We start from the raw sequence: 26416 nt of genomic DNA, 5'->3' as shown, positions 1-26416 counted from the left end.
AGGCCAAGGAAACGCGACAGGAAGGGACTGCGACATGGCCGAACACAAGCATGGCTCGATGGATATCCGCGCTCAGGAAAAGACCTTTGCCGGCTTTGTGAAGCTGAGCATCTGGGTGGCGGGTCTGGCGATTGCCGCCCTGATCTTCATGGCGCTCGTGAACGCCTGATCCCGTAACCAGTTACCGACGGACCCAGCCCATGCTGCGCAAATCGCTTGTCCGCAATGCCTTTGCCATCACGGCGCTTGCGGTCCTGACTGCCTGCGGCGGGGGGAATGCCTCGGCCCCCTTTGCGCCGGACAGCGCAGTCGCGGCGGCGCGCTATGTGCATGCCGGCCCGCCGATGGTGACGCTGTTCACCGTGGTCAACAACCGCACCGGGGCCGGCGCGCATTCGGGGCTGCTCATCAACGGCTCGGAGCGGGTGCTGTTCGACCCGGCGGGCAGCTTCTACCACCCCCGCCTGCCCGAGCGGAACGACCTGCACTATGGCATGTCCGACCGCATGGTGGCCTTCTACATCGACTACCACGCCCGCGAGACCTATCGCGTGATCGAGCAGAACGTGCCGGTTTCGCCGCAGGTTGCCGAACTGGTGATCGCCCGGGCCAAGGCGCGCGGGGCGGTGGCGAAATCGTTCTGCGCCAACTCGATTGCGGGCATCCTTGACGAGGTGCCGGGCTTTGAGGGCATCAATTCCACGATGTTCCCGAACAAGCTGTCCGAGCGCTTTGCCGCGCTGCCGGGCGTCACCACCCGCACGATCACCGACGACGACGCCGACGACAACCATGGCGTGCTGCTGATCGACCCGGTCAAGGTCGAGCCGACCATCACCATCGCCGAACATTGATCAGCCGATCAGCTGCGGCAGCAGATAGAACGTCACGCCGCCCGCGGCGATGGCCGCGATCATGTTGCGGCTGAAAATGCCGGCCAGCAGCGTTACCGCCACCGTCGCCAGCCGCACCGGATCGGGGCTGCCGCCGGTCGCGGGCGGCCACAGCACCGCGGGCGCGACAAGCGCCGGCAAGACCGCCACCGCCGTATAGCGCAGCGCGCGCACCAGCCACAGCGGCAGCGGATGGTTGCCGAGGATGCCCAGAAAGGAAAACCGGATGAGGTAGGTGGCAAGTCCCAGCACCGCCACCACGATCCAGAAGGTCGTGCGGTCGATCATCCGTTGTCCTTCCAGCTTTCCGCGATGGCCCCGGCCGCCATTCCGGCCGCAGCCCCCACCAGAAGCCCGGTGCCATAGGGCATGGCCCACAGGACCAGCGTGACACCCACCGAAACCACCATGGCCACCCCGTGCGGCACTGTGCGCAGCATGGCCGCCGTCATGCCGATGAAGGTGATCGGCATGGCAAAATCCAGCCCCCAGCTTTCCGGCACCGCGCGGCCCATCTGCACCCCGACGGCGGTTGCGACGTTCCAGATCGCGGTGATGGGCGCAATGGTGCCGAAGAAATAGGCCACCTTCTCCGGCAAGGTCAGCCCGGCCCGCTTGTCGAATTCTGCCAGCGACAGGGCAAAGCTCTGATCGACAAGGAAATAGGCGATTGTCGCGCGGATGCCCAAGGGGGCGCCGCCCAGATGCGGGGTCAGCGCGACCGAATACATCATCATCCGCAGATTGACGGCGATGCCAGTGGCAAGGATGACCAGCAGCGGCGCCTGATCCTGCATCAGCTGCAGCGCGGCCAGCTGGCTGGCGCCGGCAAAGACCGCAATCGAGAAGATCTGTGTCTCCCAGGGGCCAAGGCCCGCCTCGGACGACAACACGCCGAACAGCATGGCAAAAGGCACGATGACCACGAAGAAGGGCAGCGCATGGGCCGCGCCGCGGAAGAAAGCCTTGCGGGAACTGGACATGGAAAGGGCAAGCCGCTTGTCGAACCAAGGCTCGGGGTTTACGGCTTTCCGCAGGCAAGGAAAAGGGGCGGCATGCGGATCTTCGGGGTGATCCTGGCGGGCGGGCAAGGGCGGCGGATGGGCGGGCGGGACAAGGCCCTGCTGCCCCTGGCCGGTCGCCCGCTGATTGCCCATGTCATCGACCGGCTGGAGCCGCAGGTGGAGCGGCTGGCAATTTCCGCCAATGGCGAGGCGGGGCGTTTCCGCCTTGGCCTGCCGGTGTTGCCCGACGAGGCCCCGGCCGGGCCGCTGTCCGGTCTGCTGGCCGCGCTGCGATGGGCCGGTCCCCTGGGTGCGACGGCGGTGCTGACCGCCCCGGTCGACGCGCCGTTCCTGCCGGGCGATCTTTGCCCGCGCCTGTGTCTGGCGGCCGAGCGCACGCCGGGCGGGCTGGCGATTGCCGTCGCGGGCGGGCGGGTGCATCCGACCTTTGGTCTGTGGCCCGTGGCCCTGGCCAAACCGCTCGCGGATTTCCTTGCGTCGGGGGCCAACCCAAAGGTGATGGATTTCGCCCGCGCGCAGGACGCCGCCGAGGCGGCCTTCCCCGACCCCGCCGCCTTTGACAACCTGAACACGCCCGAAGACCTTGCCCGCGCCGAGGCGCTTCTGGCCGGTGGCGCGGCATGAGCGGCTTTGACCGGGTGATCGTGGCCGACTGGTCGGCGGCGGGCGTCCTGTCGCCCGTCCGGCCTTCGCCCGATGCGATCTGGCTGGGCAGCACCGATGCAGGTGGCACCGAGACGCGCTATTTCCGCAGCCGGGCCGAGGCCGAGGCCGAGGCGTTTCTCGCGGCGGCCATCGCCGCGCGACCCGGCCGGCTCCTGATCGGCTTCGACTTCCCGCTGGGCTATCCGGCCGGCTTCGCGGCCCGGCTGACAGGTCAGCCGCAGGCTCGCGCAGTCTGGCGCTGGCTGGCCGGAAGCCTGACGGACGGGCCGGACAACCGCAACAGCCGCTTCGAGACCGCAGCCCGCATCAACCGGGGCTTTGGCGGCCGGGGGCCGTTCTGGGGCCGGCCGCGCAGCCTGCCGCTGCCCGACCTGCCCGAGACCAAGGCTGTCGATTACCCCGCCCTCGGCCTTGCCGAACGGCGGCAGGTCGAGACTGTGGAGCCGCGGGCCCAGCCGGTCTGGAAACTTTACACCACGGGGGCGGCGGGCGGTCAGGGGCTGGTCGGCCAACCGATGATCCACCGGCTCTCGGCCCTGCCGGGGGTTGCGGTCTGGCCTTTCGACAGCCCCGAGGCGCCCGTCGTGCTGACCGAGGTCTATCTGTCGCTGCTGGCGCGCGCCGTCGCGGCCGAAGCAGCTTCGATCAAGGACGAGGCGCAGGTGCGGCTGTTGTCCCGCGCGCTCTGGACCCTGTCGCAAGCCGGCTCGCTTGGCCCGCTGCTTGCAACGCCCCCCGCCCCGGTGACAACCGAGGAGGGCTGGATCCTTGGCGCGGGCCATAAGGCCGCGCTCGCGGGGGCGCTGCAATGCGCCTGACCATATCGCAGGGCCTGCCCGACCACCTGATCCCCGCCGCCGCCGCGCTGTACTGGCAGGCCTTCGGCGGCAAACTGGGCCGGGTGATGGGCCCGGACGCGCGGGCGCTGCGGTTTCTGGAGCGCGTGATCCGCGCCGATCAGGCGCTGGTGGCGCTGGACGAGCGGGGCCGGCTGCTGGGCCTTGCCGGGTTCAAGACGCCGGAGGGCAGTTTTGCCGGCGGGGCGCCGGCCGACCTGCGCGCGATCTATGGGCTGGCCGGCACGGCCTGGCGCATGCCGCTTCTGTCGCTCCTGTCGCGCGAGGTGGACAATGACCGCTTCCTGCTGGACGGCATCTGCGTCGCCCCCGCCGCCCGCAGCAAGGGCGTCGGCCGCGCCCTTCTTTCCGCGATCGAGGACGAAGCAAGGGCGCGCGGCTATGACCATGTGCGGCTGGATGTGGTGGACAGCAACTGGCGCGCGCGGGCGCTTTATGAACGGCTGGGCTATCGCGCGGTCAAGACCGACAGCATCGGGCTCTTGCGCCATGTCTTCGGGTTTGACGCGGCCGTGACCATGGTGAAGCCGGTGTAGGCCCCCCCTTCTCTCCCCAAAAGGGGAGGCGATCTGTCGGGTCGCGGGCCGGACCGCCTCGGCCATGGGGATGGCCGGCCGTGGCGGCCGCAGATGTCAGTCGAACACGCCCGTCACCCGGCCAAGCAGCATGAAGGCCTTGACAGTGCGGGTTTCGGCCAGATCGGTCAGGTCGCTATCGGTCGCGGCCTTTTCGAACTCCTGAAACACCTTGTCGAAGCTGCGCAGGAAGTGGTGGGCCGCGTCCTTGAAGATGGCGTCCTCGCGCATCCGACCGGCGGCCAGCGCCAGCGAGGAGCGGTCGCGCACGCCCCCCAACGCTGCGATGCCGCGACCGCGTTCGCCCTGGGCAAAGCGCCGCCACAACTCGGGCCGGGCGCGATCGGGCTTCAGGTCATCCATGAAGATGCCTTCCTGGCTGAGCAGCGTCAGCACATCCTGCGAGGCCCGGATCAGCTTGGCGACATTGCGATCCTCCAGCGCGGCGCGCAGTGACCGGAAGCCGGCCTTGTCATCCGGACTTTCGGGGAACTGCAGGGCGCGGATGAAGTCGCTGTTGGCCAGCGGCGGACGCAGCGCCTCGGCCGGCGTGCCAAGCGCAAGGGCGGGTTGTTCGGCGGCGGGGTCGGGCTGCGGCGCGGCCAAGGCCGTCTTGCGGTCGGCCGATGCCACCACCAGCGCGCCATCCCGCCGCGAGGTAAAGGTCGCAAGCGCCGTTTCGGTCTGCTTGGCGGTCTGGGCGATCTCGTTCAGCTTCTTCTCGACCGAAGGCTTGATGCCGCCCTGCTGTCCCACGACATAGGCCGCCCGCATCGCCTCGACCGTGGCCTGCAACCGCGCCGCCTCGTGGCGCAGCGAGCGGACCGAGCGCAGCGTCACTGCCGCCGCCCAGATCAGCGCCAGCGGCAGGAACACCACCAGAAGCGTCAGGACCAGACCAAGCGGCTCCACCTCGGGCGGAGCTTTCCAGACATAGGCCGCCACCGCCCCGACCCAGATGAGGCAAAGCCCGACTGCGATCCATTCGGCCGGCGACATCCGAGGCTCTGCCTCGCGGGCCGCATAAAGGCCAAGATCCACCGGGCGCGGGTCGCTCCGCGTCTCGTGGTCTCGGGGGTCTTGCGGGGCCTTGTCGGATTTGGCGTCGGGCATGGGTTTGCCTCGGGCTCAGACGTAACGGATCGACAGGACTTCGTAGCTGCGCTGGCCGCCCGGCGTCTTCACCTCGACCGAATCGCCTTCATCCTTGCCGATCAGCGCACGCGCGATGGGGGAGCGGATGTTCAGCTTGCCGGCCTCGATATCCGCCTCGGTCTCGCCGACGATCTGGTAGGTCTTTTCCTCGTCGCTGTCCTCGTCGACGATGGTGACGGTCGCGCCGAACTTGATCGGGCCGGACAGCCGCGAGGGGTCGATCACCTCGGCCAGCGACAACAGGCCCTCAAGTTCCTTGATGCGGCCTTCGATGAAGCTCTGCTTCTCGCGCGCGGAATGATATTCGGCGTTTTCCGACAGATCGCCATGCTCGCGCGCCTCGGCGATGGCGCGGATGATGGCGGGGCGTTCCACCGTCTTCAACTCTTTCAGTTCTTCATCCAGCGCGACAAAACCCGCGCGGGTCATCGGGATCTTTTCCATGGGCCTTTTCACATAAATGACAAGGCCACGGGCCGGGTGCGGACCATGACCTTGGGAAACTTGCCCTACAACCTGAACCGGAAGGCGGGACAAATGCAAGGGGGAACGGGCGGAGAATGCCGCGAATGGGCGGCATCCGGTCGGGCGTGGCAAAGTGGGCGGGACAGAAAGTTTCCCTCATGCCGGGATGCGAAAACATGATGTTGCGTCGAGGTTGACGCGGCATCCCCTACGGGGCAAACACGTCGCAGCGAAAAAACCGGGGACCGGGGAGAACAAGCCATGACCGAGATCGTGCGCGAAACGATGGAATATGACGTTGTGATCGTGGGCGCGGGGCCGTCCGGCCTGTCGGCGGCGATCCGGTTGAAGCAGATCAACCCCGACCTCAGCGTCGTGGTGCTGGAAAAGGGCTCCGAAGTCGGCGCGCATATCCTGTCCGGCGCGGTCCTGGACCCGTCGGGGCTGGATGCGCTGATCCCGAACTGGCGCGAAAAGGGCGCCCCGATCAAGACCGAGGTGACGGAGGACAACTTCTTCATCCTCGGCCCGGCCGGGAAGATGCGCATCCCGAACTGGCCGATGCCGCCCCTGATGAACAACCACGGCAATTACATCGTGTCGATGGCCAATGTCTGCCGCTGGCTGGGGCAACAGGCCGAAGAACTGGGCGTCGAGATTTTCCCGGGCATGGCCTGCTCCGAAGTGGTCTATGGCGACAAGGGCGAAGTGCGCGGCGTGGTGGCGGGCGAGTTCGGCCGCAACCCCGACGGCACGCCGGGGCCGAGCTATGAGCCGGGCATGGTGCTGGCGGGCAAATATGTCTTCCTTGGCGAAGGCGTGCGCGGCAGCCTGTCGAAGGAAGTCATCGCCAAGTATGAGCTTTCGAAGGGCCATTGCCCGCAAAAGTTCGGCCTCGGCATGAAGGAAATCTGGGAGATCGACCCCAAGAAGCACAAGCTTGGCACCGTCACCCACACCATGGGCTGGCCGCTGGGGTCGAATGCCGGGGGCGGCTCGTTCATCTATCACATCGAGAACAATCAGGTTTACGTCGGCTTCGTCGTCCACCTGAACTATGAGAACCCCCATCTCTACCCCTATATGGAGTTCCAGCGCTTCAAGCATCACCCGATGGTGGCGGAACTGCTGAAAGGCGGCAAGCGCGTGGCTTATGGCGCGCGGGCGATTTCGGAAGGCGGCTGGCAGTCGATCCCGAAAATGGTGGCGCCGGGCGTGGCGCTTCTGGGCTGCACCGCGGGTCTGGTGAACGTGCCGCGCATCAAGGGCAACCACAACGCCATGCTCTCGGGCATCGCCGCCGCCGAGGCCGCCGCCAAGGCGATTGCCGCCGGCCGGTCGGGCGACGAGCTGCCCGATTACGAGGCCACCGTGCGCAACGGCGCCATCGGCAAGGACCTGAAGAAGGTCCGCAACGTCAAGCCGCTCTGGTCGAAATTCGGCCTGATCGCCTCGCTCACCCTCGGCGGGGCCGACATGTGGGCCAACACCTTCGGCCTGACCATCCTCGGCACGCTGCGCCACCGCAAGAGCGATGCCAAGGCCACCGGCAAGGCCAAGGACTTCGCGCCCATCGACTACCCGAAACCCGATGGCGTGCTGTCCTTCGACCGGCTGACCAACGTCGCGTTTTCCTTCACCAACCATGACGAAAACCAGCCGGCGCATCTGAAGCTGAAGGATCCCTCGATCCCGATTTCGGTCAACCTGCCGGACTACGCCGAACCGGCGCAGCGCTATTGCCCGGCCGGGGTTTATGAGGTGATCGCCGAAGACGGCAAGGAGCCGCGCTTCCAGATCAACTTCCAGAACTGCGTGCATTGCAAGACCTGCGACATCAAGGATCCGTCGCAGAACATCGTCTGGACTACGCCGATGGGCGGCGGCGGGCCGAACTACCCGAACATGTGATCGGGGTTCAGGCAAAATTCATGCGGGCCGGGGAAACTATTCCCCGGCCCGCATTGCCTTTGGCACCGGCTCTGACTAGCTATTTCCCAAGTCCTTGGAGGAAGCCGCCCATGCCGTCCCTTGCCCCCTGTGCGCCTCGCCGCCGCTTCGGCCCCGCACTGGTTGCGCTGAGCCTTGCATTTTCCCTGCCCGGCCATGCGCAAGAGACCGGGGCCGCGCCGGTGGCGGAGGAAGAAGTGGGCGTGGCCGGGGCCTTCCTTGCCGCCCGCGCTGCCGCCAGCCACGCCGACTATGCCGCCGCGGCCGAATGGTATGCGCGCGCGCTTCTGGCCGAGCCGACCAACCCGGGATTTCTGGAAGGCGCGGTGATGGCCAATATCGGCCTTGGCGAGTTCACCCCCGCCGCCAACATGGCCCGCGCCCTGCACGATCAGGGCGTGGACACCCAGATCAGCTATCTGGCGCTGCTGATCGCCAGTCTGCAGGCCGAGGATTATGCCGGCGTCATCGAGCGCAGCACTGACGGTGTGGAGAAAGGCGCGCTTCTCGACACGCTGGTCACTGCCTGGGCGCAAGCCGGGCTTGGCCGGATGTCGGAAGCGACCGAGACCTTCGACAAGCTGACGCGCAGCCCGGAAATGGCAGCCTTCGGGCTGTATCACAAGGCGCTGGCGCTGGCCTCGGCGGGCGATTTCGAAGGCGCGGATGCGATCTTTGCCGATGAGCGCGCCGGGGCTTTGCGGGAAATGCGGCGCGGAGTGCTGGCGCATGTCCGGGTGCTGTCGCAGCTGGAACGCAACGCCGATGCCCTGAAGCTTCTCGACGACAGCTTCACCGGCGAGCCGGACTTCGAGCTTGACCAACTCCGCCACCGCCTTGCCGCCGGAGAGCCGGTGCCCTTCGACATGGTCACGACCGCCAAGGACGGCATGGCCGAGGTGTTCTACACCCTCGCCATGGCGCTGGGTCAGGAGGGCGATCCCGCCCATACGCTGGTCTACGCCCGGGGCGCGCAGGCCCTGCGCCCGGCGCAGGACGACACCGCGCTTCTGGTGGCCGGGCTTTTGACCGAACAGGGCCAGCACGATCTGGCGATCGAGGTCTATGCCGCCATTCCCGCCGACAGCCCGTCGTTCCACATCGCCGAAATCGGCCGGGCCGAGGCCACCCATGCCGCGGGCCGCACCGAAGCCTCGATCGAGATCCTGCAAGGCCTTGCCCGCGCCAAGCCCGACCTCCTGGTCGCCCAGATTGCCCTGGCGGACGGGCTGCGCCGCGAAGAGCGCTTTGACGAGGCCCGCAAGGCCTATGACGCCGCCATCGGCCTTCTTGGCCCCTCTGCCCCAGACCATTGGGCGCTTTATTTCAGCCGGGGCATCTGCGCCGAACGGCTGGGGGATTTCGACGGCACCGTCGCCGACATGCGCGAGGCCCTGCGGCTGAACCCGGACCAGGCGCAGGTTCTGAACTATCTCGGTTACAGCTATGTCGATCGCGGCGAGAATCTGGACGAGGCCTTGGGCATGATCGAACGCGCCGTCGCCAAGGAGCCCGGCTCGGGCTACATCATCGACAGCCTTGCCTGGGCCTATTACCGCCTTGGCCGCTACGGCGAAGCGGTGGAGCCGATGGAACGCGCCTCGCTGCTGGAGCCGGTCGACCCCATCGTCACCGACCATCTGGGTGATGTCTACTGGGCTGTGGGCCGCACGCGCGAGGCCGAATTCCAGTGGCACCGCGCATTGTCCTATGGGCCGGAGGAAAAGGACGCGCTGCGCATCCGGGCCAAGATCGAAAAGGGGCTGGATGCGGTGCTGGCCGAAGAGGGCGCCAAACCCATCGCCCCGGTCGAGGCCAAGGCGGCCCCGTGAAGGCACGCCCCATGAGCGCCGCCCCAGTGACGGTTGCGGAATTCGCCCGCGCCAAGGTCAACCTTTGCCTGCATGTCACCGGACAGCGCGCCGATGGCTATCATCTTCTGGACAGTCTGGTGGTCTTTGCCGATCTCGGCGACCGGATCACCTGCGCCCCCGCCGACCAGCTGTCGCTGACCATCACCGGGCCGGAAGCCGCGGGGCTTGCGGCGGATCAGGACAATCTGGTCTTGCGCGCCGCCCGGGCCTTTGGCCGCCCCGAGGGGGCTGCAATCACGCTTGAGAAAAGCTTGCCGGTCGCCTCGGGCATCGGTGGCGGCTCGGCGGATGCGGCGGCGGCGCTGGTGGCGCTGTCAAAGCTCTGGCACGTCGGCCTGCCGGATGCGGGCGCAGTGCTGCGGCTTGGGGCAGATGTGCCGGTCTGTCTTGCCGGCCACCCGGCGCGCATGCGCGGCGTGGGCGAGCTGCTCAGCCCCCTGCCCCACCCCTTGCCCGCCGCCCATCTGGTGCTGGTCAATCCCCGGGTTCAGGTTTCAACCCCCAGCGTGTTCAAGGGTCTGGCGCGGAAGGACAATCCCCCGCTTCCCCCCGAGCTGCCGCGGCTGAAATCTCTGACTGATCTGGCCACGTTCCTGACCATGCAGCGCAATGACCTTGAGGCCCCCGCGCAGGCGGCAGAGCCGGTGATCGCAGCGGTCAAGACGGCGCTTGGCGGGCAGCCGGGCTGCCATCTCGCACGGATGTCGGGGTCGGGCGCCACCTGCTTTGGCCTGTTCCCCGATGCCCAAAGCGCTGCCGCCGCCGCTCACGCCCTCCGCGCCCGACACGCCGGCTGGTGGGTGGAGGCCGCCGCGATGGCGGCCTGAGCTACTCCTGCGCCCGCAGCACCCCGGCGGGTCGCGCCGCCAGCGGCCGCCAGACAAAGGCCAGCCCGGCCAGCAGCGTCGCCAGCACCCCGCCTGCCACGATCATCAGCGCCGAGACCCCGTCGAAGGCATAGGCGCTGTCCATCACCTGCGTCAGCACCGCCCATCCGGCCACCGCGCCGGCAAGGATGGCGACCAGCCCCGCCGCCGCCCCCATCAGGACGGAGCGCAGGGCGAAACTGGCCAGAATCCGGCCCCGCTCTGCCCCGATCACCTTCAGCACCGCCGCCTCATAGACCCGCGCCCGCTCGCCCGCCGCCGCCGCGCCGATCAGCACGACAAAGCCGGTGACAAGCGTGGCCATGGCGGCCAGCGTCGTCGCCTGCGCGATGGCGGTCAAAGCCTCGGTCACGCGGCCGATCGCGGCCTTGACGCCGATCGCCGTGACATTGGGAAAGGCCTTGGCCAGATCGCGCAGCAAACCCGCCTCGGCCGCGGCATCAGCATAGACCGTGGCGATATGGCTGTGCGGCGCCTCTGCTACGGCTGCCTTGTTCAAGGTCAGCACAAAGCCCATGCCGCCGGTCGAGAAATCCACCGCGCGGAACGAGGTGATCTCGGCCTCGATGTCGCGGCCCAGCACGTTGACGGTGATGCGGTCGCCAAGCTTCAGCCCCATCTCCGCGGCCTCTTCGGCGGCAAACGAGATTTGCGGCGGGCCATCATAGCCCTCGGGCCACCAGCGCCCCGCCGTCAGCTTGGTGCCCGCCGGCATCGCGTCGGCATAGGTGATCCCCCGGTCGCCCCGCACCACCCAGTGATTGCCCGCCACCGTCATCGCATCCGCACCGTTGATCTTCGCCACCACGCCCCGCATCATCGGCGCGCTTTCCACCCCGGTCACGGCAGGGTTGGCCGTGACCTGAGCGAGAAAGGCTTTGATCTGGTCGGGCTGGATGTCGACGAAGAAGAAGGACGGGGCCTTTTGCGGCAGATCACGGGCGATTGCGCTGCGCAGGTTGGAATCGATCTGGCCCACGGCGGCCAGCACCGAAAGCCCCAGCCCCAAGGCCAGCACCACCTGCACGGTTTCCGCCCGCGGCACCCCGATCGAGGCAAGTGCCATCCGCAGGGCCACCCGACCGTGCAGCAGGTGCGCCCGCGCCAGACGCCGGGCCAGCCTGGCCAGACCCCAGGCCGCCAATGCCAGCACCAGAAGCGCGCCTGCGACGCCCCCCGCCGTGCCAAGGGCCAGCGTCGGCACGCCGGAAAACACCACAGCGCCCCCCAGCAGCAGCGCCGCCAGTCCCAGCGTCGCCGCGACGAACCGCTTGCGCGGCCATAGCCCGGCGACACCGCCGCGATAAAGCGCGGCGGCGCGGATGCGTTCGGTCTGCGCCAGGGGCCAAAGCGCAAAGAGGAAGGCCGACACAACGCCGTAGAACGTGGCCTCCATCACCGGGCGCGGGTAAAGCGCGATCTCGGCGGGAAAGGGAAGCGCGGCCTCGATCACGCCTGACAGCAGCAGGGGAAGGCCTGTGCCCAGCCCCAGCCCCAGCGCGACGCCCAAGCCCACCAGCACCGCGATCTGCATCAGGTAGGCGGCGAAGATCAGCCCGCCATCGGCGCCAAGCGTGCGCAGAGTGGCGATGGTGGCGATCTTGCCCTCGAGATAGGCGCGCACCGCCGAGGCCACCCCGACCCCGCCCACCGCAAGGCCTGCAAGGCCGACGAGGATCAGGAACGCGCCGATCCTTTCCACGAATTGCTCCACCCCCGGCGCGGCGCGGCGGCTGTCGGACCAACGCAAGCCAGAGTCGGGCATCGCCGCCTTGGTCGCGGCTTCCAGCGCATCCAGATCGGTGCCGTCCGGCAGGTCCAGCCGATAGGCGCTGTCATAAAGCGTGCCGGGGGCAAGAAGGCCCGACGCCGCCAGATCGGCCAGCCGAACCAGCGTGCGCGGGGCCAGCGCAAAGCCGCCGGTGGCGCTGTCGGGCTCGCGGGTCAGAAGCGCCCGGAGGGTGAATTCGGCATCACCCAGCGCGAAGATGTCGCCCGGCACAAGGCCCATCTGGCCCGCCAGAACCGGGTCCATCACCGCGCCCCGGTCGGCCAGTGCCTGATCCAGCGGGATGCCGCCTTCAAGCGCCACCTGACCCACCAGCGGATAGGCCGCATCCACCGCCTTAACCTGCGTCAGCACCCGGGCGTCCCCCGCCACGGCCATCGAGCGGAATTCGGCGATTTCCGAGACCTTTTCGGCACGCTGTCCCAGATATGCGCGCTCTTCGGCGCTGGCAAAACGGTAGGTGAATTCCACCTGCGCATCGCCGCCAAGCAGCACCGCGCCCTGTTCGCTCAACCCCGCCTGAATCGCCGCCCGCACCATGCCGACCCCGGCAATGGCGGCGACCCCGAGAGAAAGACAGGCAAGGAACACCCAGAACCCGCGCAACCCGCCGCGCAATTCGCGCCGCGCAATGGCCCAGGCCAGATTCGGAGCCAGATTCGGGGCCAGACGCGCGGCCAGCCTCATGCCGCAGCCCCGTCGATCCGGCCATCGGCCAGCCGCACCACCCGGTCGCAGCGCGCCGCCAGCTCCGGCGCATGGGTGACCAGCACCAGCGTCGCCCCGTGCCGGTCGCGCAGCGCAAAGATCAGCTCCATGATCGCCGCGCCGTTGGCGCTGTCGAGATTGCCCGTCGGCTCGTCGGCCAGAAGGATCGCCGGACGGGGGGCCACGGCGCGGGCCAGCGCCACGCGCTGCTGCTCGCCCCCCGACATCTGGGCCGGGTAATGGTGCATCCGCGCGGACAGTCCGACGGCGACAAGTTCGTCTTCCGCGCGCTCAAAGGCGCGCGCCTCTCCCGCGATTTCCATTGGCAAGGCAACATTTTCCAGCGCGGTCATCGTCGGGATCAGGTGAAAGCTCTGGAACACCACCCCCATCCGGCCGCGGCGAAAGCGGGCGAGTCCGTCCTCGTCCATGCCCGTCAGATCCTGCCCCAAGGCGGCGATCTTGCCCGAGGTTGCGCGCTCAAGCCCCCCCATCAGCATCAGGAGCGAGGATTTGCCAGACCCTGATGGCCCGACGAGGCCAACGCTCTCTCCCTGCTTCACATTCAGCGAAATGCCCTTAAGTATCTGCACAGGTCCGGCATTGCCCTGCAAGGTCAGGCCCACCTCATTCAGGGCCAGAACGGTATTCGACATGATCCACCTGCGTTTGCCTGCTTTCAGATATGCAGCCGCCCGCGCGTTCCGCAATGCCGCGCTCACGCTGATTTGCACGATTTCTCCGCTCCTTGCCGAGCCGCTTACTCTGGTTGCCTTGGGCGACAGCCTGACGGCGGGCTACGGGCTGCCCGAAGGTCAGGGGCTGGTGCCGCAGCTGGAGGGCTGGCTGAAGGCCAAGGGCGCCGAGGTGGCGGTGATCAATGCCGGGGTGTCGGGCGACACCACGGCGGGCGGGTTGTCGCGGCTCGACTGGTCGCTGACACCCGAGGTTGACGCGCTGATGGTGACGCTGGGCGGCAATGACATGCTGCGCGGCCTGCCGCCCGAGACGGCACGGGCCAATCTCGCCGCCATTCTGGAAGCGGCCAAGGCCAAGGGCTTGCCGGTGCTTCTGATCGGCATGCAGGCGCCGGGAAATTACGGTGCCGAGTACAAGACTGCCTTCGACGCGATCTACCCCGATCTTGCCACCGCCTTCGGCGCGACGCTTTACCCGTCCTTCTTTCAGGGTCTGGCGGGCGGCAGCTTGGATCCTGCCGCGTTGCGCCCCTTCCTGCAGGACGATGGCATCCACCCGAATGCCGAAGGCGTGGCCCGGATCGTCGCCGATCTTGGCCCCGCCGTGCAGGCCTTCCTCGCCGCGCCTCGGCCCTGAACCCGGGCGGGTTCAGGCCTGTCGCAGGGGCTTGCGGCTGGGGGCTTGCGGCGGGGGGGCGATTGACAGATCAATGACGCTGACCAACTCCGAAAGCCCGCCATGACCCTGATCGCCGACCTTGCCGCCGCCCTTGGCCCCTCGCATGTGCTGACCGACGACGATCTGGCAAAATACCGCCATGAGTGGACGCAGCATTACCCCTCGAACCCCTGCGCCGTGGCCCGACCGGCCACAACCGCCGAAGTCGCTGAAACCCTGCGCATTGCGGCCCGCCATGGCGTGCCGGTGGTGCCGGTCTCGGGGCTTACCGGCCTTGTCGGCGGGGCCTATACCGACGGCGGCTTGATGCTGTCGGTCGAGCGGCTGAACCGCATCCGCGAGCTGCGCCCCGACGCGCGCATCGCCATTGTCGAGGCCGGCGTGGTGCTGGAACGGCTGCACGAGGCGGCCGAGGCTGCGGATCTGTATTTCCCGCTGTGGTTCGGCGCGCGCGGCTCGGCGATGATCGGCGGCGTGCTGTCGACCAATGCGGGCGGCTCGAATGTCCTGCGCTATGGCTCCACCCGGTCCCTGTGTCTGGGGCTGGAGGTGGTGCTGGCCGATGGCCGGGTGCTGAACCTGATGTCGGAACTGCACAAGGACAATTCGGGCTATGACCTGAAACAGCTGTTCATCGGGGCCGAGGGCACGTTGGGCGTCATTACCGCCGCCGTGATGAAGCTGGTCCCCCGCCCCCGCGCCTATGCCACGGCGACGCTGGCTGCCCGCAGCCTGCCGGATGCACTGGTGCTGCTGAACCGGCTGCGCGAAGCGACGGGCGGGCTGGTCGAGGCCTTTGAATACATGTCGCACAGCTACATGACCCGGCTTTCCGAGGCCCGGCCCGATGTGGCGCTGCCCTTTGGCGGCACCCGCCATGAAACCAATATCCTTGTCGAAATCGCCGCCACCGCGCCCCGTGATGCACTGCCCGATGACGCGGGCGAGGTGCCGCTGACCGGCCTTTTGCAAGAAACGCTGGCAACCCTGATGGAAGAAGGCGCGGTCTTGGACGCCGAGATCGCCCAGACCGAGGCGCAGCGCCGCGCGATGTGGCATCGCCGGGAACTGGCCGCCGAGATCACCGTGGCGCGCCAGCCGACCATCGACACTGACATCTGCCTGCCCTTGGACAAGGTTGCGGTCTTTCTTGACCGCATCCACGCCCGGCTGCCCGGTTATGATGCCGGGGCCGACACCCTGTCGATTGCCCATCTGGGCGATGGCAACATCCATTTCACCGTCTTTCCAACCCGCGACGACCCCGCGCTTTCGGATGCCGTGATCGGGGCGGTGGAGGATGAGGTGCAGGCGCTTGGCGGCTCTTTCAGCGCCGAACATGGGGTGGGCCTGTCGAAGAAGGCCTCGATGAAGCGGCGCAAGGACGCGGTGGCGCTGGACGTGATGCGCGCCGTGAAAGCGGCGCTCGACCCCGACAACCGGATGAACCCCGGCAAGATCATTCCCGAGTAACCCATGCCCGCGCTTGGCCTGATCCTGCGCGATCCGCTGTTTCGCGCCATTGCCGCCATGGCCGGGCTTTACGGCGCGGTGAATGCCTGCATCTACCCCTACCTCTCGCTGATCGCCGTCGGGCGGGTCGGCGTCAGCGATGCCACGCTGGCGCTCTTGCTGGCCCTCGCGTCGGCAAGTGCGGTCGCGGCCTCGGTGCTGTTCGGCATCCTCGCCGACCAGATCGGCAACCGGCGCCTGATCGCATTGCTGACGGTTGCGGCGACGCTCGTTGGCACCGGGCTGATGGTGCTGGCCCCGCTTCCCGGCGTGATGCTTCTGGCGCATGGCCTCCTGATCCCGATGGGCACCGCGATTTTCGGGCAGATCTTCGCGCTGAACAATCTGGCGACGCAGGCGCATCCCGCCCAGCGCGACGCGCTGCAGGCAAGCGTGCGGGCGGTGGTTTCGGCGGTATTCCTCATGACGCTGCTGTTCTGGACCTGGGGGCTTGGCAAGGGCGGGTTCGACGTGATGGCGGTCTATGTCACCGCCGCCCTCGCGGCCGCGGTGCTCATGGTGGTGATCTGGCAGGGCTGGCCGCGCAAAGGCACAGAGCCTTGGCAGGACCGCCCGCTCGGCCTGAACCTGCGCGCGGCGCTTGTCGAACTCTCCCACCCCGCCATTGCGCTGCGCCTTCTGGCGATGGGCGCGATCGGCGGACTGCCGATGCTTTACATCGTGCTGACGCCGCTGATCTTTGCCGCCACGCCCGCGCGCCAGATCTCGGATGTGGCGCTGATGGTCGGGCTGGTGGCCGGCTTCGAGGTGCCCTTCATGCTCGCCCTGCCGCGCCTGCAGCGGCGGGTCAGCCGGCAGAGGCTGATCCTCGCCGGCGCGCTGATCTACGCCGGCTTCGTCACCTTGCTGGCGCTTTACCCCGACGGGCGCTGGCTTTGGGCGCTGCCGGTTCTGGCAGGCCTTGGTGCGGCCCCGATCCTGACCCTACCCATCGGCTATTGGCAGGACCTGATGGAGGGCCGCCCGGGCACTGCAGCCGCGCTTATGGCGCTGCAACGGCTGGCAGGGGATCTGTTGTCCGCCGCGGCCTTTGCCCTTGGCACGGCGCTGGGCGGCCATACCACCGCCGCACTGATCGGCGGCGGGTTGGCGCTGGTGGGCGCGGTTGCGCTGATCCTGATCGACGGCAGGGCGAAATCCGGCCGGATTTCGTGACCGATTTCTGCGCCAGAAATCGGCGCGCGATGTCAGGCGAAAAAGCCCGGTCCCGCGCGTGTCAGCAATTCTGCCGCAAGCTCGGTGCCCATCGCCGCGCCGTCGGTGGCCAGTCCGCGGCGCTCGCCCGTGATGACCTGGGTTCCGTCCGGGCGCAGCACCTCGCCGCGCAGCCACAGCTTGTCCCCTTCCAGCAGCGCCAGCCCGGCGATCGGCGTCTCGCACGATCCATCCAGCCGCAAGAGAAACGCGCGCTCCGCCGCCAGCCTGAGGCCCGTGTCGCGGTCATGGATCGCCGCCAGCAGCGCCGCGACCCGGTCATCCGCCGCGCGGCGTTCGATGCCGATGGCGCCCTGCGCCACGGCCGGCAGCATTTCTTCCGGATCAATGGCCGAACGCGCGACTTCGGCCAGCCCGAGCCGGTTCAGCCCCGCCATCGCCAGGAAGGTCGCCACCGCAACCCCGTCGGCCAGCTTCTTCATCCGGGTCTGCACATTGCCGCGGAATTCGACCAGCTGCAGATCGGGCCGCCGGTGCGCCAGTTGCGCCCGCCGCCGCAAGGAGGATGAGCCGACCACGGCACCCTGCGGCAGGTCGATCAGCCGCGCCACGGTGGGCGAGACGAAGGCATCGCGCACATCTTCGCGCGGCAGGTAGCAATCCAGCACCAGCCCCTCGGGCTGGATCGTCGGCATGTCCTTCATCGAATGCACGGCGATGTCGATGCTGCCGTCCAGCAGCGCCTCTTCGATCTCGCGGGTAAACAGCCCCTTGCCGCCGATATCCTTCAAGGCCCGGTCAAGGATCTGGTCGCCCGTCACCTTGATGACCACGATCTCGAACGCCTCGGACGGCAGCGCGAAGGCCGCGGCCAGCCGGTCACGGGTCTCATGCGCCTGCGCCAGCGCGAGGGGCGAGCCACGGGTGCCGATTTTCAGGGGACGGCCCGGGGAGGGAAGGTCGGGGGAGGGAAGATCATGTGCCATGCGCCAGACTTACCCGCGACGGAAGCACCTTTCAACCGCTCGCCGACCGAAGGCCGCTTGACAAGGCGCCGCATCCGGCTGCCCATGGCGCCGGAGCGACCGGAGCCGCCATGACGCTTTTCCTTGCCCTCAGCCTTGGCCTTTCGATGCTTGTCCTCGGCCTTGCCTATGTCATGGACCGTGGCGCGATCCGGGGCAGAGTGAACGGCGCCAATGGCTTTCCGCTTGCTGCCGCGCTTGTCGTCTCGGCGCTGGGGTCGCTGGCCGTCGCCGCCCTGACGGCGATCTTCTGGGGCTGGACGGCGGCGCTTGGCGTCCTGGGCTTTTCCGCCCTGTGGCACTGGGGCGCGGCGAAACTCCTGATCGGGGCCTTGCAACAGCTGGCCGACCGCGTCAAAGCAAAGGCCTGAAGCGGAGAACCCGATGAGCAAAGCTGACAAGACCATCCTGCGCGCCCTTGCCGGGGAAACCCTGCCCACGCCTCCGATCTGGATGATGCGGCAGGCCGGGCGCTATCTGCCGGAATATCGGGCCACCCGCGCGCAGGCCGGGGATTTCCTGTCCTTGTGCTACAATTCGGACCTCGCCGCCGAGGTGACGCTGCAGCCGATCCGGCGCTATGGCTTCGATGCTGCGATCCTTTTCGCCGACATCCTGCTTCTGCCGCAGGCGCTCGGGGCGGATCTGTGGTTCGAGACCGGCGAAGGTCCGCGGCTTTCGACCATCACCACCATGGCAGGGGTCAAGGGCCTGAAGCCGAAGGAGGCCATCCACGACAAGCTGGCTCCGATCTATGAGACCGTCCGCATCCTTGCGCGCGAGCTGCCGCGCGAAACCGCGCTGATCGGCTTTGCCGGAGCGCCCTGGACCGTGGCCACCTATATGATCGCGGGCCGTGGCACCCCGGACCAGGGCCCGGCCCATGCCCTGAAGGCCGCCGACCGGGCGACCTTTTCCGCCCTGATCGACGTGATTACCGAGGCGACGATTGATTATCTGTCCGAGCAGGTGAAGGCCGGAGCCGAGGTGGTCAAGCTGTTCGATTCATGGGCCGGCAGCCTGAAAGGGCAGGATTTCACCGATTTCGCCGTGAAACCCGCCGCGCGGATCATCACCGCGCTGAAGGCCCGCCACCCCGGCCTGCCGGTCATCGCCTTCCCGCGGGAGGCAGGCGCGGGTTATATCGGTTTCGCCAAGGCAACCGGGGCGGACTGCGTTGCGGTGGACAATTCGGTCAGCCCGGAATGGGCGGCGGAGAATGTGCAGAAAGATGGCTGCGTGCAGGGCAATCTTGCCCCTGACCACATGGTGACCGGTGGTCAGGCGCTGATCGACGCCACCCGCCGGGTGGTCGATGCCTTCCGCGGTGGCCCGCATATCTTCAACCTCGGCCATGGCATTACCCCCGATGCCGACCCCGACAACGTGGCCCTGATGATCGAGACGGTGCGGAACGCATGACCGTCGACCTCACGGTGTTTCAGGGGCGCGCCGGTGATCACAACGATCTGGCCATCCCCGGGGCGCGTGCCCTTGGCGCCGCGCTGGCAGAGCGGCTGGGGATCGTGCCTGTCACCATAGGCGCCCCCGAACCGGCGCTGAACACTGGCTGGGAAGTGGAACTGGCAGCGGCCCTGCCCGCGCTGCGCCAGATGCAGGCCCGGATGGATCAGGTCTTGTCCCGACCGGCGCGCAGCCTTGCCGCCACCAGCCGCTGTGCGGTGTCGCTGGCCACTCTGCCCGCCGTCGCCCGGCATCACCCCGGGGTCTGCATCGTCTGGCTTGATTCCCATGCCGATCTGAACACCCCGGAAGCGACCACCTCCGGCTATCTCGGCGGCCTTGCCTTTGCCGCCCCGGCGGGGCTGTGGGACGCGGGCCTTGGCGCGGGGCTGTCGCTGAACCAGATCGTGCTTGTCGGCCAGCGCGACCTTGATCCCTTTGAGGCCGATCTGATTGCGACCCATGCCATCCCCCATGTCACCCCCGGCGCGGGGATTGCCGAACGACTGCGTCAGGTCATCGCGGGCCGCGCGGTTTATGTGCATCTGGACTGCGACGTTCTGAACCCCGGCATCGTGCCGACGGATTATGTGCTGGACGGTGGTCTGTCGCTGGATGATCTGCGGGCCTGCGCCGAGGTGATCGCCGAAGGCCCGGTGATCGGGCTGGAGATTGCCGAGTATCAGATCAGCTTTGTCCCCGGTGGACCGGCGGTTTCGCCCGCACCGCTGCTGGACGCGCTTGCCCCGCTCCTGACGTAAGCCTGCTTGCCCCCCTACCTCGCCCCCCAGGTATCGCTCAGCCGATAGCCGCCGGGCCAGGGGTCAGACGGGTCCAGCATGTGCTGGTGGATGCCGGTGATCCAGCCACGGCCCGAGATTTCCGGCAGCACCGCCGGCGCATCGCCCACCGTGGTCGTGCCGACGATTCGCCCCGAGAAGGTGGACCCGATCAGCGAGCGCGTGGTCAGCCGGTCCTCGCCCCCCATCTGCCCCCGCGCGTGCAAAACCGCCATGCGGGCCGACAGCGCCGTGCCGGTGGGCGAGCGGTCCACCTTGCCGGGCTGGATCGCCACAGCCGAGCCGGCCGTCAGCTCCTTGCCCTGTCGCGTCACCTCGCCCGCGAAAAGACAGAAGGAGAAATGCCGCCAATCGGGGTTTGTCGGGTGGTGGAACCCCAGGGCCTCGGTCCCGGCCCGGGTGATGCGCGCGCCCAGAACCGCGATGTCATGCGCCTCGTCCGGGGTCAGGGCAAAGCCCAGCGCCCTGGCATCGACCATCACGAAACTGTCGCCACCAAAGGCGGTATCGACCGTCAGCGTGCCCAGCCCCTCAACCTCCAGCGGCACGGCAAGCTTTTGCGCAAAACTGGGCAGGTTCTGCACGAAGATGCGCTCGGCCTTGCCGTCCTTGCACTCTGCCCGCACCCTGACCAACCCGCCCGGCGCTTCCAGCACGAATTCCGTCACGGGTTCCACCATCGGGATGATCCCGCCGTCCAGCAGCACGGTCGAGACACAGATCGAGTTCGAGCCCGACATCGGCGGCGTGTCCTCCGGCTCCATGATGATGAAGGCGGCCTGCGCGACAGGGTTCTTCGGCGGCACCAGAAGGTTCACATGCCGGAACACCCCACCCCGCGGTTCGTTCAGCACGAAATTCCGCAGGGTCTGGTCGCGCGCGATGAAGCGGCTTTGCTCCCAGACTGTCGCGCCCGGCGGCGGCGCCACGCCCCCGACGATGACATCGCCGACCTCGCCCTCGGCATGGGCGGAAATCACATGAATGGTCTTGATGCTGCGCATGGCGTCCTCCCGATGCGTGATGCCTACACCATGTCGCCAGAGTGGCGAAGCCCCGTCTTAGGTCATGAATATTGACATATCCCTTCCGCCGCATCAGGTTTCGCGGCAAGCTGTGGAGGGATTCTGATGGACTGGAACAATGTGCTGGCAACCCGCTCGTCGCGGATGAAGGCCTCGGAAATCCGCGAGCTGCTGAAGCTTCTCGACCAGCCCGACATCATCTCCTTCGCGGGTGGCATTCCCGACCCGGCGCTGTTCCCGGCCGAAGCCTTCAAGGACGCGTTTTCCGACGCGCTGACCACGCAGGCCAGCGCCGCGCTGCAATATTCGGTGTCCGAAGGCTACAAGCCCCTGCGCGACTGGATCGCGGGCGAAATGGGCAAGATCGGCATTCCCTGTGCGGCCGAGAATATCCTCATCACGTCCGGGTCGCAGCAAGCGCTTGATTACCTTGGAAAACTCATGCTCTCGCCCAAGGATACGGCGCTGGTCGGCTGGCCAACCTATCTTGGCGCACTTGGCGCCTTCAACGCCTATGAGCCGAATTACGACCGGCTGGACCCCAAGGGCAACCGCGCTGCGACCGATTTTGCCGCCGCCGCCGAGGCCGCCGGCGGCCGGGTGAAATTCGCCTACCTGTCGGTCGATTTCGCCAACCCGACCGGCGAAACGCTGGACCGCGCCGCACGCGAGGCGGTGATCGACCTTGCCGACGAGATGGACATCGCCATCATCGAGGACGCCGCCTATCAGACCCTGCGCTTTGACGGCGAACCGATTCCGCCGATTCTGGCGCTGGAAATCCAGCGCAAGGGCAGCATCGAAGCGTGCCGCACCCTCTATTGCGGCTCTTTCTCCAAATCGCTCGCGCCGGGCCTGCGCGTCGGCTGGATCTGCGCCGCGCACGAGATCATCAGCCGCCTTGTGCTGATGAAACAGGCCGCCGACCTGCATTCCTCGACCGTGAACCAGATCGTGACCCACAAGGTCGCCTCGACCATGTTCGAACCCCATGTCGCCAAGCTGCGCTCGACCTACATGGCGCGGCGCGATCACCTTCTGGCCGCCTTGGCGCGCGAGATGCCCGAAGGGGTGGACTGGACCAGACCCGAAGGCGGCATGTTCGTCTGGGTCACGCTGCCCAAGGCCATGGACGGGGCCGACCTTCTGGCGCAATCGCTCAAGACCGAGCGGGTGGCCTTCGTGCCCGGCCGGGCCTTCTACGCCGATGGCTCGAACGGCAACACGCTGCGACTGTCATTCTCCTGCGCCAACGAACCGCAGATCGACGAAGGCATGAAACGCCTCGGCCGCCTGATCCGGGCCAACCGCTGATGCCGCTCTGGGCACTTGTGGCGCTGGTCGCGGCGGCGGCCCAGACCGCGCGCAACGCGGCTCAGGTCAGCCTGACCGCGACCATCGGCACGGTCGGCGCCACGCAGGTCCGGTTCCTGTTCGGCCTGCCCTTCGCAATCCTGTTCCTTGGTCTGGTGATGGTCGCCACGGGCGAGACCCTGCCCACCCTGACCGCCCGGAACCTGATCTACACGACGCTTGGCGCCATGGCGCAGATCGGGGCGACAGCGCTCATGCTCATCACCATGAAAAGCCAAAGCTTTTCGGTGACGACCGCCTGGCTGAAAACCGAACCCGTGATCGTGGCCCTGGCGGCGGCGGCGGTGTTGCGCGATCCGCTCAGCTGGTCCGCGCTGGCCGCCATCGCGGTCGCCACGGCTGGTGTTCTGGTGATGTCGGTCAAGCCGGCGAAGCACCCGCGCGACTGGCTCACCCCCGGCCCGGCGCTGACCGGCCTCGCCGCGGCCACCCTGTTCGGCCTCTCCGCCATCGGCTTTCGCGGTGGCGTGACGGGCCTGGAAACCGGCGGCACCCTGATCCGCTCCACCACCACGCTTGTCCTGTCGCTGACGATCCAGACCGGCACGCTTCTGGTCTGGATGACCCTTTTCGACCGCAAGGCGCTGGCCGCCAGCCTGACCCACTGGCGCCGCTCGCTTGGTGCCGGATTCCTCGGCGCCTTCGCCTCGCAGTTCTGGTTTCTTGGCTTTGCCCTGACCTCTGCCGCCAATATCCGCACGCTCGCTCTGGCCGAGGTGATCTTTGCGCAACTGGTCGCACGCGTGCATTTCGGCCAGAAACTGCCCCTGCGCCAAGGGCTTGGCATGGCCCTGATCGTGCTGGGAGTCGGTCTTTTGTTGCAGTCGCAGCCCTAGCCGCGCCTGGCCGCGAAGAAATCCCGGAGCAACCCCTCCGCCTCCCCCGCGGCAATGCCGTCGTAAACCTCGGGCACATGGTGGCACTGCGGATGGCTGAACACCCGCGCCCCCACTGCAACGCCGCCCGATTTCGGGTCCGACGCCCCGTAGTAAAGCCGCTCCACCCGGGCGGCGGCAATCGCGGCCGCACACATCGGGCAAGGTTCCAGCGTCACATAAAGATCCGCCCCCGGCAGCCGTTCCGACCCGGCCGCCGCACAGGCCGCCCGGATCGCCAGGATCTCGGCATGGGCCGTCGGGTCCGCCAGTTCCCGCGTCCGGTTGCCCGCCCGCGCCACCACGGCCCCGGCCCGCACCACACAGGCGCCCACCGGAACCTCGCCGCGCGCGCCCGCCGCCCGCGCCTCCTCCAGCGCGATCGCCATGAAGGACTGGAACCCACGTTGCTCTTTCATCTGTTCCCAAATATCCTCGGGGGTCCGGGGGGTGAGCCCCCCGGGGTTGGCCACCCTGCGCCACAGCTTCGCGCGAAGGATGACCCCGATGGCCGAAAAAGAAAACCCCACCCCCGAGGGCGAGCGTATCGCCAAGGTGCTGTCGCGCCGGGGCGTCGCCTCGCGGCGCGAGGCGGAACGCCTGATCGAGGCGGGGGAGGTGACGGTGAACGGCAAGATCATCACCTCGCCGGCGCTGAATGTGACCGAGGCCGACCGCATCACCATCTCCGGCCACCCCCTGCCCGCGCTCGAACCGGCGCGGCTCTGGCTTTACTACAAGCCCGACGGGCTGGTGACCTCGGCTTCCGATGAAAAGGGCCGCGACACGGTGTTCGACCACCTGCCCGAGGACATGCCACGGGTGATGTCGGTCGGCCGGCTTGACCTCAATTCCGAAGGTTTGCTCTTGCTGACCAATGACGGCGAGCTGAAGCGCCGGCTCGAACTGCCGTCGACCGGCTGGCTGCGCAAATACCGGGTGCGGGTGAACGGCAACCCGACCGATCCCGATCTCGAACCCCTGCGCAAGGGCATCACCATCGAGGGCGAGAAGTTCCAGCCGATGAGCGTGGTGCTTGACCGCCATCAGGGGGCAAACGCCTGGCTGACTGTCGGCCTGCGCGAAGGCAAGAACCGCGAGATCCGCCGCGCCATGGCCGCGATCGAGCTGACGGTGAACCGGCTGATCCGCGTCAGCTACGGCCCGTTCCGGCTGGGCGAACTGAAACCCGGCGAGGTGGAGGAGGTCCGCCAGAAGACCCTGCGCGAGCAGCTCGGCGAGGGCGGCGGCAAGGACGCCCCCGATCCCGCCGCCCGCAAGCCGCGCGCCCCGACCACCCGCCGCCTGCGCCCCGGCGACGCGGTCAAGGCACTCGCCAAGGCCTGGGATGAGGCCAACGCCCCGCAAAAAACCGCTGTCGCCCGCACGGGCGCCGAAGGGCGCAGTCCCAGGCCGCGCGACACGGCTCCCTCCGACAAACCCGCCACCGCCCCGCGTGACGCGGCCCGCGCAGGCACCGAAGGGCGCAGCCCCAGGTCGCGCGACACGGCTCCCTCCGACAAACCCGCCACCGCCCCGCGTGACGCGGCCCGCGCTTCCCGCGCGGTCGCAGAAGGGCGCAGCCCCAAACCGCGCGGCACGGCCCCCTTCGGCAAATCCGCCGCCGCCGCACGCGACGAGGCCCGCGCCCCGCGCGCGGGCAACGAGGAGCGCGGCAGCGCAACCCCGCGCAAGCCGACCGCCCCCCGCACCGGGGCCCCCGCGCCGCGCCCGGGACCCGACGAACGCAGCCCCAGACCGCGCGCCGGGGGCGGCGGCCGGGGGTCGGGCAAGCCGCCGGCCCGGCCGCGCAAGGGCTGAGCCCGGCGTGCAAGGGGAACTCTCCCGGCGAATTCCCGCCGGGGGCACTGGCAGGACGGCAGACCATTGCCTATAGTCCCCCGAGACCCTGATCGACAGGTCGCAGGGCATGTGCATGGATCCTTGAGGGTGGCCTGACAATGTCGCAAAACCTGCTGCGCTCCTTGTCCTTTCTGCTGCTTCTGGGCCTTGTCCTTTATGTTGCCCTTGGCGGCGCGCTGAGCGGGGGCCTCTGATGGCGCAGCGGTTCGGCGGAAAATACAGCCCCTTGCCGTCGACGTCGAAAGGCGCGGACGGCCCGCATCCGCCGACCCTGCCCGCCGCCCCAGACCAGCGCCGGGCCAGCCTGCTGGGGGTCGCCGCGCTGGCCCTGATCCTGCCCGGTTTTCTCGGCGACCAGCGCCAGCTTCTGCTGGCGCTGGCCTCGGGCGGAACGCTTCTGCTTGCCGCCCTGCTGACCCGCGAGGGCATCCGCGCGGCCGAGGCCTTTGCCGCCCGCGCAGTCGCGCGCCGCCCTGCCCTGCCGCGCAAGATGGCGGGTGCGATCCTGACCGCGCTCGCGCTTGGCCTTGGCAGTCTGGCCCAGCAAACCGGCCTGCTCTTGCCCTTGCTGATCGGGCTGGCCGGTCTTGTCCTGCATCTTCTGGCCTTCGGCCCGGACCCGCTGCACGACAAGGGCGCTGAAGGCATCGACCCGTTCCAGACCGACCGTGTCGCCCGCGCGGTGGATGAGGCAGAGGCTCATCTTGCCGCGATGAAGGATGCGATCCTGCGGGCGGGCGACCGGGCGCTGGAGGCCCGGGTGGAGCGGTTTGCCCAGATCGCGCGCGGCCTGTTCCGCAGCGTCGAAAGCGACCCCCGCGACCTGACGGCGGCGCGCAAGTTCCTGTCGGTCTACCTGATGGGCGCCCGCGACGCGACAGTCAGGTTCGCCGATCTTTACGCCCGGAACCGCAGCCAGCAGGCCCGCGCCGATTACGAGACCCTGCTGGGCGAGCTTGAAACCACCTTTGCCAACCGCACCACCGCGCTACTGGCCGATGGCCATACCGACCTTGATGTGGAAATCGCGGTGTTGCGCGACCGGTTGAAACTGGAAACCTGATCCCTTGTCCTTGTGAGT

The 26416-nt window shown here is 68.1% G+C and carries 27 protein-coding genes; 18 read left to right on the top strand and 9 right to left on the bottom strand.

Annotated elements, in window-relative coordinates; genetic code table 11:
- The first annotated feature begins 34 nt into the window (after positions 1-34).
- Positions 35-169, top strand: coding sequence for an aa3-type cytochrome c oxidase subunit IV (locus tag G4Z14_RS11390; RefSeq protein WP_164625791.1), 135 nt, complete (start codon positions 35-37; stop codon positions 167-169).
- A gap of 31 nt (positions 170-200) precedes the next feature.
- Positions 201-854, top strand: coding sequence for a hypothetical protein (locus tag G4Z14_RS11385; protein ID WP_164625789.1), 654 nt, complete (start codon positions 201-203; stop codon positions 852-854).
- On the opposite strand, the gene G4Z14_RS11380 is transcribed toward G4Z14_RS11385, so the two are convergent.
- Together G4Z14_RS11380 and G4Z14_RS11375 are read right to left on the bottom strand one after the other, a co-directional pair.
- A complete protein-coding gene (locus G4Z14_RS11380) occupies positions 855-1181 on the bottom strand; it encodes an AzlD domain-containing protein (protein WP_164625787.1) in 327 nt (108 codons plus the stop codon).
- Positions 1178-1876, bottom strand: coding sequence for an AzlC family ABC transporter permease (locus G4Z14_RS11375; protein WP_164625785.1), 699 nt, complete (start codon positions 1874-1876; stop codon positions 1178-1180). Before G4Z14_RS11375 ends, G4Z14_RS11380 begins: the two co-directional genes overlap by 4 nt.
- 72 nt (positions 1877-1948) lie before the next feature.
- On the opposite strand from G4Z14_RS11375, the gene mobA reads away from it, so the two are divergent.
- The 3 genes from mobA to G4Z14_RS11360 are packed head-to-tail and all read left to right on the top strand — an operon-like array spanning position 1949 to position 3977.
- Complete coding sequence (mobA, locus tag G4Z14_RS11370) at positions 1949-2542, top strand: molybdenum cofactor guanylyltransferase MobA (RefSeq protein ID WP_164625783.1); 594 nt, start codon at positions 1949-1951, stop codon at positions 2540-2542.
- Positions 2539-3402 carry a molybdopterin guanine dinucleotide synthesis gene (locus tag G4Z14_RS11365; RefSeq protein ID WP_164625781.1) on the top strand — a complete coding sequence of 288 codons (864 nt, stop codon included), beginning with the start codon at positions 2539-2541 and terminating at the stop codon, positions 3400-3402. Before mobA ends, G4Z14_RS11365 begins: the two co-directional genes overlap by 4 nt.
- The gene (locus G4Z14_RS11360; RefSeq protein WP_164625779.1) at positions 3393-3977 is read left to right on the top strand and encodes a GNAT family N-acetyltransferase; all 585 of its coding nucleotides are present in this window, start codon (positions 3393-3395) and stop codon (positions 3975-3977) included. The genes G4Z14_RS11365 and G4Z14_RS11360 overlap by 10 nt, the downstream gene beginning before the upstream one ends.
- Positions 3978-4073: 96 nt before the next feature.
- Here the strand turns inward: G4Z14_RS11360 and G4Z14_RS11355 are convergent, their stop codons facing one another.
- Positions 4074-5129, bottom strand: coding sequence for a hypothetical protein (locus tag G4Z14_RS11355; RefSeq protein ID WP_164625777.1), 1056 nt, complete (start codon positions 5127-5129; stop codon positions 4074-4076).
- Between the two features lie 15 nt (positions 5130-5144).
- Positions 5145-5615 (bottom strand): transcription elongation factor GreA, encoded by a 471-nt coding sequence (gene greA / locus G4Z14_RS11350; protein WP_164625775.1) that lies wholly within the window; start codon positions 5613-5615, stop codon positions 5145-5147.
- Positions 5616-5897: 282 nt separating this feature from the next.
- Between greA and G4Z14_RS11345 the strand changes: the two genes are divergently transcribed.
- The 3 genes from G4Z14_RS11345 to G4Z14_RS11335 all read left to right on the top strand — a co-directional run bounded on the left by G4Z14_RS11345 (position 5898) and on the right by G4Z14_RS11335 (position 10287).
- Positions 5898-7547, top strand: coding sequence for an electron transfer flavoprotein-ubiquinone oxidoreductase (locus G4Z14_RS11345; protein WP_164625773.1), 1650 nt, complete (start codon positions 5898-5900; stop codon positions 7545-7547).
- A 110-nt stretch (positions 7548-7657) separates the two neighbouring features.
- Positions 7658-9418 carry a tetratricopeptide repeat protein gene (locus G4Z14_RS11340; RefSeq protein WP_164625771.1) on the top strand — a complete coding sequence of 587 codons (1761 nt, stop codon included), beginning with the start codon at positions 7658-7660 and terminating at the stop codon, positions 9416-9418.
- Between the two features lie 11 nt (positions 9419-9429).
- On the top strand, positions 9430-10287 hold the full coding sequence (locus G4Z14_RS11335; RefSeq protein WP_164625769.1) for a 4-(cytidine 5'-diphospho)-2-C-methyl-D-erythritol kinase: 858 nt from the start codon (positions 9430-9432) through the stop codon (positions 10285-10287).
- 1 nt (position 10288) lies between these two features.
- Here G4Z14_RS11335 and G4Z14_RS11330 read toward each other — a convergent pair whose 3' ends face one another.
- Both G4Z14_RS11330 and G4Z14_RS11325 read right to left on the bottom strand, forming a co-directional pair.
- Entirely contained in the window at positions 10289-12823 is a 2535-nt protein-coding gene (locus tag G4Z14_RS11330; protein ID WP_164625767.1) for an ABC transporter permease, read from the bottom strand.
- Complete coding sequence (locus tag G4Z14_RS11325) at positions 12820-13500, bottom strand: ABC transporter ATP-binding protein (protein WP_164625765.1); 681 nt, start codon at positions 13498-13500, stop codon at positions 12820-12822. Before G4Z14_RS11325 ends, G4Z14_RS11330 begins: the two co-directional genes overlap by 4 nt.
- Here G4Z14_RS11325 and G4Z14_RS11320 point away from each other — a divergent pair.
- From G4Z14_RS11320 to G4Z14_RS11310, 3 genes are all read left to right on the top strand, one after another.
- The gene (locus G4Z14_RS11320; protein ID WP_227751680.1) at positions 13499-14179 is read left to right on the top strand and encodes an arylesterase; all 681 of its coding nucleotides are present in this window, start codon (positions 13499-13501) and stop codon (positions 14177-14179) included. The two genes, G4Z14_RS11325 and G4Z14_RS11320, sit on opposite strands and share 2 nt — an antisense overlap.
- 102 nt (positions 14180-14281) lie before the next feature.
- Entirely contained in the window at positions 14282-15694 is a 1413-nt protein-coding gene (locus tag G4Z14_RS11315) for an FAD-binding oxidoreductase (protein ID WP_164625763.1), read from the top strand.
- 3 nt (positions 15695-15697) lie between these two features.
- On the top strand, positions 15698-16909 hold the full coding sequence (locus G4Z14_RS11310; protein ID WP_164625761.1) for an MFS transporter: 1212 nt from the start codon (positions 15698-15700) through the stop codon (positions 16907-16909).
- Positions 16910-16941: 32 nt separating this feature from the next.
- On the opposite strand, the gene hemC is transcribed toward G4Z14_RS11310, so the two are convergent.
- Positions 16942-17895: a hydroxymethylbilane synthase gene (gene hemC, locus G4Z14_RS11305; protein ID WP_164625759.1), complete on the bottom strand. Its 954-nt coding sequence runs from the start codon at positions 17893-17895 to the stop codon at positions 16942-16944.
- A gap of 110 nt (positions 17896-18005) precedes the next feature.
- Between hemC and G4Z14_RS11300 the strand changes: the two genes are divergently transcribed.
- Genes G4Z14_RS11300 through G4Z14_RS11290 form a run of 3 tightly spaced genes read left to right on the top strand, consistent with a single transcriptional unit; the run spans position 18006 to position 20159 of the window.
- Positions 18006-18305, top strand: coding sequence for a hypothetical protein (locus G4Z14_RS11300; protein WP_164625757.1), 300 nt, complete (start codon positions 18006-18008; stop codon positions 18303-18305).
- Positions 18306-18318: 13 nt separating this feature from the next.
- The gene (gene hemE / locus G4Z14_RS11295; protein ID WP_164625755.1) at positions 18319-19356 is read left to right on the top strand and encodes a uroporphyrinogen decarboxylase; all 1038 of its coding nucleotides are present in this window, start codon (positions 18319-18321) and stop codon (positions 19354-19356) included.
- Positions 19353-20159 (top strand): arginase family protein, encoded by an 807-nt coding sequence (locus tag G4Z14_RS11290; RefSeq protein WP_164625753.1) that lies wholly within the window; start codon positions 19353-19355, stop codon positions 20157-20159. The genes hemE and G4Z14_RS11290 overlap by 4 nt, the downstream gene beginning before the upstream one ends.
- Before the next feature lie 14 nt (positions 20160-20173).
- Here G4Z14_RS11290 and G4Z14_RS11285 read toward each other — a convergent pair whose 3' ends face one another.
- On the bottom strand, positions 20174-21202 hold the full coding sequence (locus G4Z14_RS11285; protein ID WP_164625751.1) for a trans-3-hydroxy-L-proline dehydratase: 1029 nt from the start codon (positions 21200-21202) through the stop codon (positions 20174-20176).
- A 126-nt stretch (positions 21203-21328) separates the two neighbouring features.
- Here G4Z14_RS11285 and G4Z14_RS11280 point away from each other — a divergent pair, with 126 nt between their 5' ends.
- The gene (locus G4Z14_RS11280; RefSeq protein WP_227751679.1) at positions 21329-22537 is read left to right on the top strand and encodes an aminotransferase-like domain-containing protein; all 1209 of its coding nucleotides are present in this window, start codon (positions 21329-21331) and stop codon (positions 22535-22537) included.
- Complete coding sequence (locus G4Z14_RS11275; protein ID WP_164625749.1) at positions 22537-23433, top strand: EamA family transporter; 897 nt, start codon at positions 22537-22539, stop codon at positions 23431-23433. Before G4Z14_RS11280 ends, G4Z14_RS11275 begins: the two co-directional genes overlap by 1 nt.
- Here G4Z14_RS11275 and G4Z14_RS11270 read toward each other — a convergent pair.
- Positions 23430-23891 carry a nucleoside deaminase gene (locus G4Z14_RS11270; protein WP_164625747.1) on the bottom strand — a complete coding sequence of 154 codons (462 nt, stop codon included), beginning with the start codon at positions 23889-23891 and terminating at the stop codon, positions 23430-23432. The genes G4Z14_RS11275 and G4Z14_RS11270 overlap by 4 nt on opposite strands.
- Positions 23892-23979: 88 nt before the next feature.
- Here G4Z14_RS11270 and G4Z14_RS11265 point away from each other — a divergent pair, with 88 nt between their 5' ends.
- Entirely contained in the window at positions 23980-25293 is a 1314-nt protein-coding gene (locus G4Z14_RS11265) for a pseudouridine synthase (RefSeq protein ID WP_407703828.1), read from the top strand.
- A 235-nt stretch (positions 25294-25528) separates the two neighbouring features.
- The gene (locus tag G4Z14_RS11260) at positions 25529-26398 is read left to right on the top strand and encodes a 5-bromo-4-chloroindolyl phosphate hydrolysis family protein (protein WP_164625745.1); all 870 of its coding nucleotides are present in this window, start codon (positions 25529-25531) and stop codon (positions 26396-26398) included.
- Positions 26399-26416 lie beyond the last annotated feature (18 nt).

This window comes from Tabrizicola oligotrophica, assembly GCF_011008935.1.
Taxonomy (GTDB): domain Bacteria; phylum Pseudomonadota; class Alphaproteobacteria; order Rhodobacterales; family Rhodobacteraceae; genus Tabrizicola_A; species Tabrizicola_A oligotrophica.
The sequence above is the reverse complement of the archived record's forward strand: the minus strand, read 5'-3'. Positions and strand labels throughout refer to the sequence as shown.

Coding starts and splice junctions, on each gene's coding strand:
- G4Z14_RS11320 (WP_227751680.1), top strand. CDS start 13,499: ATGATCCACCTGCGTTTGCCTGCTTTCAGATATGCAGCCGCCCGCGCG.
- G4Z14_RS11260 (WP_164625745.1), top strand. CDS start 25,529: ATGGCGCAGCGGTTCGGCGGAAAATACAGCCCCTTGCCGTCGACGTCG.
- G4Z14_RS11275 (WP_164625749.1), top strand. CDS start 22,537: ATGCCGCTCTGGGCACTTGTGGCGCTGGTCGCGGCGGCGGCCCAGACC.
- G4Z14_RS11375 (WP_164625785.1), bottom strand. CDS start 1,876: ATGTCCAGTTCCCGCAAGGCTTTCTTCCGCGGCGCGGCCCATGCGCTG.
- mobA (WP_164625783.1), top strand. CDS start 1,949: ATGCGGATCTTCGGGGTGATCCTGGCGGGCGGGCAAGGGCGGCGGATG.
- G4Z14_RS11330 (WP_164625767.1), bottom strand. CDS start 12,823: ATGAGGCTGGCCGCGCGTCTGGCCCCGAATCTGGCTCCGAATCTGGCC.
- G4Z14_RS11380 (WP_164625787.1), bottom strand. CDS start 1,181: ATGATCGACCGCACGACCTTCTGGATCGTGGTGGCGGTGCTGGGACTT.
- G4Z14_RS11325 (WP_164625765.1), bottom strand. CDS start 13,500: ATGTCGAATACCGTTCTGGCCCTGAATGAGGTGGGCCTGACCTTGCAG.
- G4Z14_RS11390 (WP_164625791.1), top strand. CDS start 35: ATGGCCGAACACAAGCATGGCTCGATGGATATCCGCGCTCAGGAAAAG.
- G4Z14_RS11385 (WP_164625789.1), top strand. CDS start 201: ATGCTGCGCAAATCGCTTGTCCGCAATGCCTTTGCCATCACGGCGCTT.
- G4Z14_RS11335 (WP_164625769.1), top strand. CDS start 9,430: ATGAGCGCCGCCCCAGTGACGGTTGCGGAATTCGCCCGCGCCAAGGTC.
- G4Z14_RS11360 (WP_164625779.1), top strand. CDS start 3,393: ATGCGCCTGACCATATCGCAGGGCCTGCCCGACCACCTGATCCCCGCC.
- G4Z14_RS11270 (WP_164625747.1), bottom strand. CDS start 23,891: ATGAAAGAGCAACGTGGGTTCCAGTCCTTCATGGCGATCGCGCTGGAG.
- G4Z14_RS11355 (WP_164625777.1), bottom strand. CDS start 5,129: ATGCCCGACGCCAAATCCGACAAGGCCCCGCAAGACCCCCGAGACCAC.
- greA (WP_164625775.1), bottom strand. CDS start 5,615: ATGGAAAAGATCCCGATGACCCGCGCGGGTTTTGTCGCGCTGGATGAA.
- hemC (WP_164625759.1), bottom strand. CDS start 17,895: ATGGCACATGATCTTCCCTCCCCCGACCTTCCCTCCCCGGGCCGTCCC.
- hemE (WP_164625755.1), top strand. CDS start 18,319: ATGAGCAAAGCTGACAAGACCATCCTGCGCGCCCTTGCCGGGGAAACC.
- G4Z14_RS11290 (WP_164625753.1), top strand. CDS start 19,353: ATGACCGTCGACCTCACGGTGTTTCAGGGGCGCGCCGGTGATCACAAC.
- G4Z14_RS11300 (WP_164625757.1), top strand. CDS start 18,006: ATGACGCTTTTCCTTGCCCTCAGCCTTGGCCTTTCGATGCTTGTCCTC.
- G4Z14_RS11340 (WP_164625771.1), top strand. CDS start 7,658: ATGCCGTCCCTTGCCCCCTGTGCGCCTCGCCGCCGCTTCGGCCCCGCA.
- G4Z14_RS11365 (WP_164625781.1), top strand. CDS start 2,539: ATGAGCGGCTTTGACCGGGTGATCGTGGCCGACTGGTCGGCGGCGGGC.
- G4Z14_RS11285 (WP_164625751.1), bottom strand. CDS start 21,202: ATGCGCAGCATCAAGACCATTCATGTGATTTCCGCCCATGCCGAGGGC.
- G4Z14_RS11345 (WP_164625773.1), top strand. CDS start 5,898: ATGACCGAGATCGTGCGCGAAACGATGGAATATGACGTTGTGATCGTG.
- G4Z14_RS11310 (WP_164625761.1), top strand. CDS start 15,698: ATGCCCGCGCTTGGCCTGATCCTGCGCGATCCGCTGTTTCGCGCCATT.
- G4Z14_RS11315 (WP_164625763.1), top strand. CDS start 14,282: ATGACCCTGATCGCCGACCTTGCCGCCGCCCTTGGCCCCTCGCATGTG.
- G4Z14_RS11280 (WP_227751679.1), top strand. CDS start 21,329: ATGGACTGGAACAATGTGCTGGCAACCCGCTCGTCGCGGATGAAGGCC.
- G4Z14_RS11265 (WP_407703828.1), top strand. CDS start 23,980: ATGGCCGAAAAAGAAAACCCCACCCCCGAGGGCGAGCGTATCGCCAAG.